This window comes from Salegentibacter flavus, assembly GCF_900115145.1.
Lineage (GTDB): Bacteria > Bacteroidota > Bacteroidia > Flavobacteriales > Flavobacteriaceae > Salegentibacter > Salegentibacter flavus.
In genome coordinates this window covers 40,761-55,680 of the sequence record NZ_FOVL01000015.1, presented here as the reverse complement: position 1 = coordinate 55,680, position 14,920 = coordinate 40,761, and the positions used below count along the sequence as shown (strand labels likewise).

General features: G+C 40.6%; 10 protein-coding genes. 4 read left to right on the top strand and 6 right to left on the bottom strand.

Annotated features, from left to right (window positions below; translation table 11 throughout):
* Positions 1–101: 101 nt before the first annotated feature.
* From BM266_RS11945 to BM266_RS11935, 3 genes are all read left to right on the top strand, one after another.
* On the top strand, positions 102–2,102 hold the full coding sequence (locus tag BM266_RS11945; protein ID WP_093409993.1) for a monovalent cation:proton antiporter family protein: 2,001 nt from the start codon (positions 102–104) through the stop codon (positions 2,100–2,102).
* Positions 2,103–2,240: 138 nt separating this feature from the next.
* The gene (locus BM266_RS11940; protein WP_093409991.1) at positions 2,241–3,920 is read left to right on the top strand and encodes an ABC1 kinase family protein; all 1,680 of its coding nucleotides are present in this window, start codon (positions 2,241–2,243) and stop codon (positions 3,918–3,920) included.
* A 77-nt stretch (positions 3,921–3,997) separates the two neighbouring features.
* Entirely contained in the window at positions 3,998–5,482 is a 1,485-nt protein-coding gene (locus BM266_RS11935; protein ID WP_093409989.1) for a S10 family peptidase, read from the top strand.
* Positions 5,483–5,532: 50 nt separating this feature from the next.
* On the opposite strand, the gene thrC is transcribed toward BM266_RS11935, so the two are convergent.
* From thrC to BM266_RS11910, 5 genes are all read right to left on the bottom strand, one after another.
* Positions 5,533–6,828, bottom strand: coding sequence for a threonine synthase (gene thrC / locus BM266_RS11930; RefSeq protein WP_093409987.1), 1,296 nt, complete (start codon positions 6,826–6,828; stop codon positions 5,533–5,535).
* Positions 6,825–7,748: a homoserine kinase gene (locus BM266_RS11925; RefSeq protein WP_093409984.1), complete on the bottom strand. Its 924-nt coding sequence runs from the start codon at positions 7,746–7,748 to the stop codon at positions 6,825–6,827. The genes thrC and BM266_RS11925 overlap by 4 nt, the downstream gene beginning before the upstream one ends.
* 3 nt (positions 7,749–7,751) lie before the next feature.
* A complete protein-coding gene (gene thrA / locus BM266_RS11920; protein WP_093410116.1) occupies positions 7,752–10,199 on the bottom strand; it encodes a bifunctional aspartate kinase/homoserine dehydrogenase I in 2,448 nt (815 codons plus the stop codon).
* A gap of 345 nt (positions 10,200–10,544) precedes the next feature.
* A complete protein-coding gene (locus BM266_RS11915) occupies positions 10,545–12,008 on the bottom strand; it encodes a magnesium chelatase (RefSeq protein ID WP_093409982.1) in 1,464 nt (487 codons plus the stop codon).
* A gap of 17 nt (positions 12,009–12,025) precedes the next feature.
* Complete coding sequence (locus BM266_RS11910) at positions 12,026–13,150, bottom strand: vWA domain-containing protein (RefSeq protein WP_093409978.1); 1,125 nt, start codon at positions 13,148–13,150, stop codon at positions 12,026–12,028.
* Between the two features lie 289 nt (positions 13,151–13,439).
* Between BM266_RS11910 and BM266_RS11905 the strand changes: the two genes are divergently transcribed.
* Entirely contained in the window at positions 13,440–14,516 is a 1,077-nt protein-coding gene (locus BM266_RS11905; RefSeq protein WP_093409976.1) for an endonuclease/exonuclease/phosphatase family protein, read from the top strand.
* Here BM266_RS11905 and BM266_RS11900 read toward each other — a convergent pair.
* Positions 14,513–14,917: a response regulator gene (locus tag BM266_RS11900; RefSeq protein ID WP_093409973.1), complete on the bottom strand. Its 405-nt coding sequence runs from the start codon at positions 14,915–14,917 to the stop codon at positions 14,513–14,515. The genes BM266_RS11905 and BM266_RS11900 overlap by 4 nt on opposite strands.
* Positions 14,918–14,920 lie beyond the last annotated feature (3 nt).

Here is a 14,920-nt window from a genome sequence, read left to right as displayed (position 1 = left end):
TTTAAGCACAGGGCGGCAGGGAAACCTGTCGCTTTTTTATTTTAGATATACACCTAAATCTGTTAACTTAGGCACACAACACCAACCAACTCCCAACATTAATGGAAATCCCTATTTTACAGGATATTGTTATAATCCTTGGACTTTCAATCCTGATCATTCTGCTGTTTCAGAAAATGAAAGTGCCATCTTTATTGGGTTTCCTTCTCGCCGGAATTATCGCGGGACCTTATGCCTTTAACCTTATTAGCAGTCAGCATGAGGTTGAGCTGCTTTCAGAAATTGGGATTATTTTTCTGCTTTTTATCATTGGTATTGAGTTATCGCTAAAGGAACTTATCACTATGAAACGAACGGTGCTCCTGGGAGGAAGTCTTCAGGTAGGCGGCACCATTGTAATTACAGCTACTCTTGCCTATTTCATGGGATTACCCTTAAATACGGCAGTATTTGTTGGTTTTCTTTTTTCCTTAAGCAGTACGGCCATTGTTCTTAAAATACTTCAGGAAAAAGGAGAGATTTCTGCACCACATGGACGCATAAGTTTGGGGGTATTGATCTTTCAGGATATTATTGTGGTACCAATGATGCTTTTCACACCATTGATGGCCGGAGCATCAGATAATATTCTGGAGACAGTAGGTATCCTCATTCTTAAATTCCTGATTTTAGGGGTTGTGATTTATCTGCTTGCCCGTTATATTGTTCCCAAGGTGTTTTCTATGGTGGTTAAAACCAAAAGCCGTGAGCTCTTCATTCTAACGGTTGTAGTATTTATTTTTGCTATTGCCTGGCTTACCTCTTCCGCCGGCCTCTCTCTGGCCCTGGGTGCATTTTTTGCAGGACTTATTATTTCAGAATCCGAATATTCTCACCAGGCTACGGCCAATGTGCTTCCCTTCAGGGAAATATTTATCAGTTTCTTCTTTATCTCAGTAGGAACACTTTTAAACCTTAATTTCTTCATAGAAAATATAACCTATATCGTGCTTTTTGTTATTGGGGTGGTGTTGCTCAAAATGATTGTAATCGCCGGAACCGTACTGGTTTTAAAATATCCGCCCCGCACTGTTTTCATGACGATGTTCAGCCTTTTTCAGGTCGGGGAATTTTCTTTATTACTTTCCGGGGTTGGGGTAGACAATAACCTCATTCCAGACAATATTTACCAATATTTTCTGGCAATTTCAATAATAAGTATGGGCTTAACGCCTTTCCTGATTACGGCCTCACCTAAAATAACTTATTTTCTACTGAAGGCGCCTATGCCGGCACCGGTGAGAAGACGGCTGGACCATTTAAAGAAGATTTCTGTTACTGAAGAAGAATCAAAAAAGCCGCTTGAAGACCATTTGATTATCGTGGGTTACGGTATAAATGGTGAAAATATCTCTAAAGCCGCTAAAAATGCTGAAATTCCTTATTTAATAGTAGATATAGATCCCGATGCTTTTCACAAGGCAAAGCAGAAAGAGGAACCTATAATCTATGGAGATGCTACAAATCCATTAATTCTTAAACACCTACGTATTCACGAAGCCCGGGTAGTGGTTATTGCTATTTCTGATCCCGGAGCTACCAAAAAGATAATTAGTAATATCAGGAGTTTTACCAATGCTGCTTTTATAATCGTGAGAACCCGGTACGTAAGGGAAATAGAAGAAAATCTGAAACTAGGGGCAGACGAAGTGATTCCGGAGGAATTTGAAACTTCAATTGAGATCTTTACCAGAGTGTTAAAAAAATATCTGGTACCTTATAATGAGATTCAGGATTTCATCAATAACATTCGATCTTCAGATTATGAGATGCTAACTTCCCTCAAGGAAAAACCACACAGGCCATTCCTGCAGCATTTACATATTCCCAATAAAGAAATCGTAACCATAAGCGTTCAGCAAAATAACAGAAGTATTGTAGGTAAAAGCATTCAGGAGTCCGGGATTGGAAAAAGATTCCATTTAACCATACTTACTATAAAACGTGACACGCATTATCTTACTGAAATAGGACCCGATACCGTTATTGAACAAGGCGACCTGCTATACATTTTTGGACATCCCCAGAACATCTACAAACTTAACAAAGAGCTTTCTTATTAAATTTTTAAGGTGAAATTGAAGAGAATTACCCCTTAATGTTTTAAATATTTCCCAAAAAACAACAATTGAAAACACTTGTTATTGGGGGTAAGATTTTAAATAGATATCTTTAATTAACAATCAACCTAATTAAAACTTATGTCTGTATTCCCCGATAACCTGGAACGTTATAGGAAGTTCATTGGATTTATGCTGAAATACTGGAATAGTGAATTATTCCACCAAACAGCCAATTCAGCCATGGAGGATGTACCCGAAGATGAGGATAAGGAAACAGACTACGACCAGACTCCCGAAGAGTTAGTAGAAGATCTCAAAAATATGGGGCCAACCTATATTAAAATGGGACAATTGCTTTCTACCCGACCCGACCTGCTTCCAGACAACTATTTAAAAGCCCTTGCAAGCCTCCAGGACGATGTTCCCCCAATTCCATATGAAGATGTTCATAGAATTATTGAAAAGGAAATTGGAACCCGTATTTCAAAGGCATTCGAAACTTTTGAAGAAAAACCACTGGCCAGCGCTTCTATAGGACAGGTGCATAAGGCTATTTTGCGTTCCGGAAAACCGGTAGCAGTAAAGATCCAGCGCCCCGGAATAAGGAAGAAGTTTTTAGAAGATCTGGATACCCTGGAGGAATTGGCAGAAATGGCCGTAAAACACAGTCAGGTAGCCAAGCGCTATGCATTTGATAATGTACTTGCAGAACTTAGGCGAATTCTCTTGCAGGAACTTGACTATGACCGGGAAGCCACAAATCTTCTTACTCTGGGTAAAAATCTAAAACACTTCAAAAACCTCATCGTACCGCAACCTATTTTGGATTATTCTACCTCCAAAGTGCTGACGATGGATTTCATAGATGGCAGGAAGGTAACCTCCATTTCACCCTTGAAGCAACTGGAAGTAGATTATAGCCCCATTGTTGACGAACTCGTAGAAGCCTATCTGCAACAGGTAATAAACGATGGTTTTGTTCACGCCGACCCGCACCCGGGAAATATCCAGTTTACCAGTGATAATAAGATTGCCCTTATAGACCTGGGCATGGTGGCTAAATTTACCCCGGGACTACAGGAAGACCTGCTTCAACTATTAATGGCAATCAGCCGGAGTAACGGGCAGGATACAGCCCATGTTTTGCTAAACATGAGCGAATTTGACCCGGACAAGGCCGATGTAAAAAAATTCGACAAACAGATAAGCGACCTGGTGATGGATAGCCAAACCAGTACTGCTAAAGATATGCAAACAGGAAGGCTTTTAATTCAGCTTAACCGTGTAGCTGCCAGAAATCATATTCATATTCCTGTAGAGGTGAATATTCTCGGAAAAATTCTGCTGAATATAGATCAGATTATTGCGGTGCTGGATCCCGATTTCGATTTGAAACAAGCGATCAGGAAGCACGTGAATGAGATTATGCGCAAGAAGATGTATGAGGAATTAAAGCCAGAAAACTTCTTTTCCTTTGTGCTGGAAACCAAGAAACTTGCAGAACACCTACCCGAGCGGATTAACAAAATATCAGATAATCTGGCCAATAACCGGTTTAAATTAAATATTGATGCCATAGATGAACAACGTATTACTGATGGTTTTCAAAAAGTAGCCAACCGTATCACCCTGGGCCTGATAATCGCCGCGATGATCATTGGAGCTTCAATGCTGATGCAGGTCCCTTCAGACTTTACTATTTTCGGTTACCCAGGCCTGGCGATAGTGTTTTTTCTACTCGCAGCAGTAATGGGTATTTACTTAAGCTATATCATCATTTTTAAGGATGAAAATCTCAATTCCAGGAAAGACGATTAAGTTTTAATAGAATTAGTTTTTGTAGGATTCATCGAATCAGTGTATTTTCGGTTTAAATTCAACTAAAACCTGATTTCATGAAACATATCTCTACCTTACTGCTCCTTTTTTTTACCCTCGGAATTTACGCCCAAAAAGTTGAAATTCCCGTAGACACCACCGTAGTTACAGAACATTCGGTGCGTATTAAGGGTCAAAACATTAAATATACCGCCACTACGGGAACTCAACCCGTTTGGGACGAAAGCGGAGAACCCATCGCCAGCCTTTATTATACCTATTATAAACGTAGTGACATACAAAACACCGAAAACAGACCCCTTGTTATTTCTTTCAATGGAGGTCCCGGTTCGGCTTCAGTATGGATGCATATCGCATATACCGGTCCCCGCGTTTTAAAAATAGATGATGAAGGCTTCCCGGTTCAGCCTTATGGAATAAAGGATAATCCACATTCTATTCTGGATGTTGCTGATATCGTGTATGTAAATCCCGTGAACACCGGTTACTCCCGTCCTATCCCAGATAAAGAAGGAAAAATAGAACGGGAAAAGTTTTTCGGGGTAAAGGCCGATATAAAATACCTGGCCGAATGGCTTAATACCTTTATGACCAGGAATAATCGCTGGTTGTCTCCAAAATATCTTATCGGAGAAAGCTATGGAACCACAAGGGTTTCGGGCCTGGCCCTGGAACTGCAAAATAGTCAGTGGATGTATCTTAACGGGGTAATCCTGGTATCCCCTACTGAAATAGGAATTGACAGGGAAGGGCCGGTAGAAGTGGCTAACCGTCTGCCATATTTCACCGCCGCAGCCTGGTATCATAATGCTCTTCCGCAGGAATTACAAAACAGGGAATTAGTAGACCTGCTCGCAGAGGTAGAAGAATATTCCATTAACGAACTTTTGCCTGTATTGATAAAAGGAGGTTTTACCGAAACCAGTAAAAAACAACAAGCCGCAGAGAAAATGGCTTACTATTCGGGTATTTCTGAAAAAGTAATCCTGCAGAATAATCTTGAAGTACCAATACGTTACTTCTGGAAAGAGCTTTTACGTGAAGACAGCGGTTACACTGTGGGAAGACTGGATTCCCGATACCTTGGCCTCGATGCCAGAGAAGCCGGCGATTCACCCGATTACAATTCTGAACTTACTTCCTGGTTACATTCTTTCACCCCGGCCATAAACCATTATCTAAGGGAAGAACTTAATTTCAAGACAGATCTGAAGTACTTTATGTTTGGTCCTGTGCACCCCTGGGATCGCAGCGGAGACAATACCGGAGAGAACCTGAGACAGGCAATGGCCCAAAACCCAAATTTAGATGTATTAGTGCAATCAGGTTATTTTGATGGGGCTACCACATATTTCAATGCAAAATATTCTATGTGGCAGCTTGACAAGAGTGGAAAAATGAAAGATCGCCTAAGCTTTAAAGGCTATAAAAGCGGCCATATGATGTACTTAAGGGCAGAAGACCTTAAGAATGCCAATGATGACATCAGGGAATTTATTGAAAACTCCCTGCCAAAAGAAGGAGCTCCCGCCAAATATTAAAGAACCTTATTTAAATGAAGATCCCGGAAGTTTCGACTTCCGGGATTTTTTTATTTGAGCAAGTATTGCTTTAGATCATCATAATTACTGATTTCCTCAGAACGCTTCTCTTTGTTCATAAAGACTTTAACCTTATCAGGGATTTCTATTTTTTTCCCAATTGCCGCCTCAACCGTTTCCAGAAATTTAACCGGATGAGCAGTCTCCAGGAAAACTCCATAATATTCCGGGTTTTCCTTTAAAAATTCCTTTAATCCGAGGTAACCAACAGCACCGTGTGGATCCATTACATAAGAAGCCTTCCGGTAAACCTCTTTGATAGCCTTTTTGGTTTTTTCATCATCAAAGCTATAGGAAGAAAGAGCTTCCTTTAAATTTTTAAATTCATTTTGAAAGATCTCCAGCACCCTAACAAAATTGCTGGGATTTCCAATATCCATCGCGTTTGAAATTGTATGTACACTAGGCTTTGGCTCAAATTTTTCGGTCTCAAGGTATCTCGTTACCACGTCATTTGTATTATTGGCGGCAATAAAATGCTTGATTGGTAAGCCCATTTCCCTGGCCATAAGTCCAGCGCAGATATTTCCGAAATTCCCACTGGGCACAGAAAACACTAATTCCTCCTTCTTATCCTTTAATTGTTTCCAGGCAAGGAAATAGTAAAACATTTGCGGTAACCAGCGAGCAACATTTATGGAATTAGCTGAAGTTAATTGTCTTTTCTTCTGAATTTCTTCGTCCAGAAAGGCTCGTTTTACCATATCCTGGCAATCATCAAAACTCCCGTTCACTTCCAGGGCGCGAATATTCTGCCCGAGCGTAGTAAGCTGTTTTTCCTGAATCCCACTAACTTTTTCCTTGGGATATAAGATCACAACATCTATTCCTTCAACCCCAAGAAAACCATTCGCTACTGCTCCTCCCGTATCCCCCGAAGTTGCTACAAGCACAGTGATATTTCCCAGCTTTCCTTTTTTTGCAAAATAACCAAGGCATCCGGCCATAAACCGCGCTCCAACATCTTTAAATGCCAGGGTTGGACCGTGAAAAAGTTCTAAGACCCCAATATGTTTTTCTACAGGAACAACCGGAAAATTAAAATCCAGGGTCTGGTCTATGATCGCTTTAAGCTCATTTTCGGGAATCTCGTCTCCAACATAATCCTTTATCACTTCAAAGGCGATTTCCATTTGTGATAATTCATCGATCTTATCAAAAAAGCCTTTTGGTAACTGCGGAATTCTTTCAGGAAAATAAAGTCCTTTATCCGATGCCAGGCCTTTTATGACAGCATTTTCAAAGCTTGAGGTATTCTCCCTGTTGTTTAAACTGAAATATTTCATGATAATTCTTTTATTCCCTGAGTATTAATCTTTGAGAGATGAAGTTCAAATGCGATATTTTTATCGGCATAAAAGCCTTCAAGTTTACCTCTAACATTTTCGGCATTCTCCTCTCCTTTACACATTGCAAAAACCGATGGCCCGGACCCGGAAATCCCAAAACCTAAAGCTCCATTTTCCAAAGCAATGGCCTTTAATTTATCAAAATGTGGGATAAGAATAGACCGAAAGGGTTCAATAATTTCATCTTTCAGGCTTCTGCCCAGCAATGCATAATCTTCAGTATAAAGACTGCTTACCAAGGCTGCCAGGTTTCCCCATTGGAATATCGCCTTCTGCAGACTAACATTTTGTCTGATCACCGCCCGGGAATCACGGGTTTTGATCTCTATTAAAGGATGGAGGATCACCATTCGTAATTCGGGCGGGCTGGGAAGTTTTAAGACTTCCAGGGGCTCGTAACTTTTCACCAGGCTAAAACCTCCAAGCAGCGCGGGCGCTACATTATCGGCGTGGGCGTTTCCACTGGCCAACCGCTCACCTTCCATAGCGAATTTTATTAATTCATTTTTACTGAAAGGCTCACCAAGGAGTTTATTTACGGCATAGACCGCGCCGGCAGAGCTGGCCGCACTACTTCCTATTCCACTCCCGGCTTTGATCTTTTTATCAATTTCAATATCAAAACCCTGAGTGCTTCTAGCTTCTTTCAACAAGGCCTGTACTGCAACCCCGGCGACATTCCTGTCGGATTCCAGAGGTAATTCTTGTCCGGTAATTTTTGTGATTCTTATCTCCCTAAGATCATTTTTTCTGATAAGCATCTCATCCCCCACATTTTCCAGGCAGCATCCCAGGACATCGAAACCACAGGAAAGATTGGCTACAGTTGCAGGAGCGAAAATTCTAAGTTCTTCCATCGCTTATTTTTTTCCTATTCTAATCACATCAGCGAATATTCCGGAGGCTGTAACATCGGCACCGGCACCGGCGCCCTTAACGATAAGGGGTTGATCGGGATATCGTTCGGTAAAAAATAAAACGATATTATCACTTCCACTTAAATTATAAAATGGATGATCTGGCCCCACTTCCTGTAAACCAACCTGGGCTTTTCCATTTTCAAGCTGGGCTACATATTTTAGCTGCGCATCATTCTTTTCAGCATTGTTATAAATCTCCTTAAACTTCTCTTCATCTCTTTCCAGCAGCTTAAAAAACTCTTCATTATTTTCAGAATTCAAGGCCTCTTCAGACAGGAAATTCTTCTTTTCAATATCTTCCAGTTCCAGTTTCAAGCCAGTCTCTCGGGCAAGAATAAGGATCTTACGAGCCACATCTACCCCGCTTAGATCAATTTTAGGGTCGGGCTCGGTGTAGCCTTCTTTCATCGCCATTTCCACCGTTTTGTAGAAAGGTGAGCTGGCATCGTAATTATTGAAGACAAAATTCAAGCTTCCTGAAAGCACTGCCTGTATCTTTTTTACCTGGTCTCCTGAAGCCACAAGGTTTTTCAGGGTATCTATAATAGGAAGCCCTGCCCCTACATTGGTTTCATAAAGGAAGGAAGCTCCATATTCTCTGGAAAGATTCTGAAGTTCCTGATAATTTACATAATCATCGGCACAGGCAATCTTATTACAGGTCACCACCGAGATGGAATTAGCCAGGTAATGCCTGTACCAGGAAGAGATTTCGGCACTCGCGGTATTATCTACAAAAACACTATTGCGTAAATTCAATTTTTGAACCTTTTCAAAAAAGTCCTTTTTATCTGCCGACTGTCCATTTTCTAATGCGTCTTCCCAGTTTTGCAGGTCTATTCCTTCCTCATTGAAAATCATTTTTTTGGAGTTGGAAAGTCCTAAAACCCGCACTTTAAGCCTCAGTTTTTCTAAAAGATAATTCTCTTGCTTTTTAAGCTGAGCCAACAACTTACTGCCAACATTCCCTACTCCCGTAATAAACAGGTTGAGTTCTTTCGAAGGCACTTCAAAAAACTGTTCATGTAATGTATTCAGCGCTTTCTTTACGTCCTTTTTCGCGATCACCGCCGAAATATTTCTCTCGGAGGAACCCTGGGCTATCGCCCTGATGTTGATATTATTATTTCCAAGGGCACTGAACATTTTACCGCTCAGCCCGTGATGACTTTTCATCCGGTCACCCACAAGGGCAACAATCGCCACATTTTCTTCAACAGTGACCGGTTTTATCTTATTATTCTGAATTTCTACCTCAAAAGCCTCGTTCAGCGCTTCCCTGGCGGCTTTGGCTTCATCATCCTTAACGGCTACACAAATACTGTGTTCTGAAGAAGCCTGGGTGATCAACACCACATTTATATTCTCCTGAAAAAGCACCTCGAAAAAGCGCTTTGAAAATCCCGGAATACCAACCATTCCGCTGCCCTCTATATTAAGAAGCTTTATGGAATCTATATGAGTGATCCCCGTAACCCATCGGAAGTTTTCTTTGGTGGATTTAGACACTATGGTGCCAGGCTCCTTAGGTTTAAAGGTATTTTTTATATGAATTTCTATCTGCTGTTCAAGCAAAGGCTGAAGCGTGGGCGGATACAACACTTTGGCTCCAAAATGGGAAAGTTCCATCGCCTCTTCATAAGATATCTTATCCAGGGAATAGGCCTGGGGCACGATCATAGGATTAGCTGTATACATTCCGTTCACATCGGTGTAGATAATCACCTTTTTGATTTTCAGTGCTGCGGAAAAAATGGCTGCAGTAAAATCTGAGCCGCCACGCCCAAGGGTACTGGGCACGCCATCATCGTTTTTCGCTACAAATCCCGGAGCAACGAATAAACCTTTAGTTTTTCCGGAGAAATAGTTCTGAATATTTCTGTTGGTTTTAGCATAATTTACCTGCACTTTTTCATTATTATTACGGCAAACCACCAATTCCCGGGAATCCACAAAATTGGTATTAATTCCTTTACTTTTAAAGTATGCATTAATAATGAGCGAGGATAGAATTTCCCCGAAACCGGAAACCACGTGTTTGGTCTTATTGGAGAGCTCATTGAGTAAATATACGCCCTCATACAAAGTTTCAAGCCGATTAAATTCGGTCTTTACTTTGCTTAAAACAGCACTTTGGTCATTTACAGGAATAAGTTCTCTTACCGCATCAAGATGCCGTTTTTCATTTTTTTCGAGGATTGTTTTATAGGCAGGATCTTCTTTAGCAGCCAGTTCTGCCATCTCGAGCAAATCGTTGGTTACGCCTCCAAAGGCTGAAAAAACAGCCAGGGTTGAATCATTTTTAAGATGCTTTTCTACAGTTTCGGCGACCAGTTTTATACGTTCCGGTGATGCCAGGGAGGATCCCCCGAATTTCAGGACATTCATCATTGAAATTTTAAATTTAGAGATAAGTTGTTTAGAAAATGTACAGATGTACGTGTGGCGGAAATTATATACAGAATACCCCAAACGGGGTAATACCAGTAATCATAATAATAACAGCCCCCACTGGGATAAAGGAAAAGCGGTTTTTATAAAGATTGATTTTTGGCATCTTTTTCTTCAATACGGTGATAAATGTACAGGTTTTTACCTGAAAGAAAAATGAAACTTAAGCTTTAGAGCCAGAAATACAGATAATTCATAATTAAGAAAATATTCTGAATTATTGATAAATTAAAAGGGGGCTAATTGTAAAAACCTGAATTCAACTCCCTGTATTTTATCCGATTAAAATCCGTTTATATAGGAACCATAGATATCTCTAAATTGAATACCCTTGCTAAAGCGGTGTTTGCTCAACTTTTTATATTCTACCAACCCCCATAATAAGAATTCCTTCAGAAAATATTTATCTTCTTCCCCGATCTCAGGCTGATGTTTTTTAATCAATAATTCCAGAGCCGGTACCGAATCTAATTTTTCTCTATACTCTTTTTCCGGTATCTCGTCAGGAAGTTCGAAACCACTCTGATCGAAGAACCATTCCACTAAATCATCATACGGACTAATTTCATCAGGTTTCTGAAGCTTCTCGATTTTCGGAAAATAATCGGGGAACAAACTTTTTACTGCCTCCCCTATCAGCTGTAAAGCGACAGCCGCAGCTCCTTCCTGTTCGCCTTCATAGACCAGTTCCACTTTGCCGGTAATGCTGGGAATTACTCCCATGAAATCGCTGAAGCGCAGAGTGGTTTTATCTTCTCCTATCTTCAGGCTGCGCCGCTCTGCTGTACTCAGCAGATTTTCATAACCAGTGATACTCATCCTGGCGCTAATCCCACTTTTTCCGTCTATGAAATCGCTCTCTCTGGCTTCAAAACTAATCTGTTCCAATAGATCTTTGGCGAGTTCGGGCACATGCACCATCTTTTCCTGTTCCTCATCCAGTTTCGCCTCCTGTCTGGTTATGGTTTTTGCCACTTCAATAGACTCGGGATAATGGGTAAGTATCTGCGAACCTATCCTGTCTTTTAGTGGAGTTACTATACTTCCACGATTGGTATAATCTTCAGGATTGGCGGTAAAAACGAACTGCATATCCAGCGGCAATCTCAGTTTGAAGCCGCGAATCTGGATATCGCCTTCCTGTAAAATATTGAATAGAGCAACCTGAATTCGGGCCTGCAGATCGGGTAGTTCGTTGATCACGAAAATACTGCGATTTGCCCGTGGGATCATCCCGAAATGTATTACCCGGTCATCGGCATAACTCAGTTTCAGATTAGCAGCCTTTATGGGGTCTACATCGCCTATCAAATCAGCTACGGTCACATCCGGAGTTGCTAGCTTTTCAAAGAATCGCTCCTCCCTGTGCACCCAGGAAACAGGAGTCTCATCTCCCTTTCCACTGATAAGTTCTATGGCATATCTTGAAATTGGATTTAAAGGATCATCATTTATTTCTGAACCAGCTACTATTGGCATCCACTCATCCAGTAAATTCACCATCAACCTGGCGAGTCGGGTCTTTGCCTGCCCGCGTAAACCCAAAAGATTGATATTATGCTTAGAAAGAATAGCGCGTTCCAGCTCTGGGATCACCGTGTAATCATAACCGTAAATGCCTTCAAAAGCCGGTTCTCCCTTTTTTAATTTCTCTCTAAGATTCTGCCTGAGCTCTTCTTTTATACTCTTGCTCTTGTATCCAGCCTTCTTAAGTTCGCCAATTGTTTTAATTTTGTCTTTCTCCATAGTGATTTTTAATAATTTCAGCCTCTTATTCTTTTTTTCCGGTTAGTCTCATAATCTTCAAAGATCATTTCCCCCAATCCTTTTATGCCGGTGTAAAAAGCTTTTCCCTGGTTGGCATAAGTGAACTCCCTCACGAACTGCATCAGATAGGGATCCTGGGCGATCATAAATGTGGTAATAGGGATCTTTAGTTTCCTTGCCTGTTGAGCCATATTGTAACATTTATCTATAATAAAAGGATCGAGCCCCATAGGATTTTTATAATAGGTGCCATCCTTTTGCCGAATACAACTCGGTTTACCATCGGTGATCATAAATATCTGTTTGTTAGTATTGCGTTTTCTTCGCAGCAAATCCATAGCCAACTGCAATCCAGCTACGGTATTGGTATGGTAAGGCCCCACTTTTAAATACGGCAGATCAGCAATAGAAACCTGCCAGGCATCATTTCCAAAAACAATGATATCCAAGGTGTCTTTAGGATACCTTGTGGTAATGAGCTCGGCAAGAGCCATAGCAACCTTCTTGGCCGGGGTTATTCGATCTTCCCCATAAAGGATCATACTATGGCTGATATCAATCATGAGCACCGTGCTCATTTGAGACTTATAATGAGTTTCCTCTACTACCAGGTCATCTTCGGTCATATTAAAATTGCCAATTCCGTGATGTATCTGCGCATTGCGCAAACTCTCCGTCATAGAAATCCGATCAAGGGAATCCCCGTATTGATACTCTCTGAAATCGCCGGTATGTTCATCTCCTGTCCCAATGTGGTTAGTGCGATGATTTCCGGAAGTACTTTTTTTAAGCTTTCCGAAGATCTGGTCCAGGGCCTGTTTTCTTATAGCGCGTTCGGTCTTGGCGGTGATAGTCATTCCACCTCCATTTTCAACTTCCTCCCTGATATAGCCTTTCTTTTTAAGGTCTTCTACAAAATCATCTAAAGTATAATCCTCTGTAGTGAGCTTATATTCCTCATCCAACTGCTTAAGCCATTCCAGGGCTTCATCCAGTTCGCCGGAGGTATGGGTTATGAGTTCCTTGAATATTTCAAAAAGGTTTTCAAACGGACTTTTAGCCTCTTCTTCAAATTTTTTGAAGATAAAGCCCCGTCCCTGCATTTTTTCTCGCTGCTTCATATTCTAAAATTACTGCATTTTAAACACAAACGAAAAGACCTTATGATTAACATCAATTAAACTTTTGTTAATAGACAACCATGGTTAAACTATTCTCAGTAAAGCTTATGTTTTCGTTTTATTATTTTCTTAAATACTTTAAATTTAAGACTATAGTTAGGAGGTTTGAATAGAAATTTAATTTCTATGAAGAAGCCGACGCTAATAATTTTGGACTTAATGCATTGGGTGTTATTAATATAAATGGAACAGGCTTAAACTGTTAGCTTATTCCTATACTTTTTAGAATATGAAGATCACTGAAATCATTATCTTGTTTTTTACTGTTTTGATGTTAATCCCCAGTCTGGCCTCAGCAACCCGTTTTGACCGATGGTGGATAAGAGGCTTTGATTTCCCAAGGATTCAAATCTGTTTCCTTGTTGGGATTATGATTCTGGCTTCAGTTTTATATTATGATTTTTCTGAAACCTGGCATTATATCGCAACTGTTGCCCTGATCCTGAGTCTGGGCTACCAATTCAAACATATCTATCCTTACACCTATCTCGCTAAAAAACAGGTCATGCAATACAAAGGAAGCGATACAGACTGTTTGGTTTCGGTATTGGTGAGTAATATTCTTACGAAAAACAGGTCATATCAGAAATTCATCGACCTCGTAAGGGATCGTGACCCGGATATTTTCTTAACCTTAGAATCTGACAAGAAATGGGAAAAAGCCCTGGAAGAACTTGAGGTAGATTATAAGTATACAAAAAAGGTTCCCCAGGATAATCGCTACGGAATGCATCTTTATTCAAAAATAAAACTTGAAGAAACTGAAGTCAAGTACCTTGTACAGGACGATATTCCTTCTATTCATACGTACTTCAGATTAGATGAAAAATCACGAATTCATCTGCATTGCCTCCATCCAAAACCACCCAGTCCCTCAGAAAGTAAAACCTCCACCAACCGGGATGCGGAATTACTTATGCTGGGAAGAGATATAAAGACCAGTGAAGAAGGTGTTCTGGTAATTGGAGATTTAAATGATGTGGCCTGGTCCCGTACTACCAGGTTATTTCAGAAAATGAGCGGTTTACTTGATCCCCGGATTGGCCGTGGTTTCTTCAATACTTTCCACGCCGATTACTGGTTGCTACGCTGGCCCCTGGATCACGTTTTTCATACCAATGACTTTACTCTTGTGGATATCGCACGGGAGCGGAATATTGGTTCAGACCATTTCCCGATGTATATAAAACTTAATTATGAACCCAGGGCAGAGATCCTCCAGGACGAGCCTGATGCAGGAAAAGAAGAAAAGGAATGGGCCCAGGAAAAAATTGAGGATGCTAATCCCCGGAAAAAGGAAGTTTAAACCTTTACGAAAAAATGACTTATTTCAGGAATATCCTTCATCTTTTTGCAGCACTCGTTGGTTATTGGTTTTTCCAAAAACTCCCGTACCATAGAATATTTACTGGCTTTTTCTTTGTCTCTCTGTTCTACCGAAGATGTTACCATAATTACGTGAAACCTGTCCTTATCCGGTTTTTTACTTAATTCTTCCAAAAAATCCCAGCCGTTCATCCCGGGCATATTTATATCGAGCAGGATCAGAAATTCCTTATTACCATCTTCAGAGGCAATAAAATCCAGTGCAGGGCTGACACTCTTAAAAACCATGGGATTATTGGAGATCTCGTTTTTCGCCAATAATTTTTTCTGAATAAAGACAACTACCTCATCATCATCAATAATTAGTATTTTTAAATTCATAGG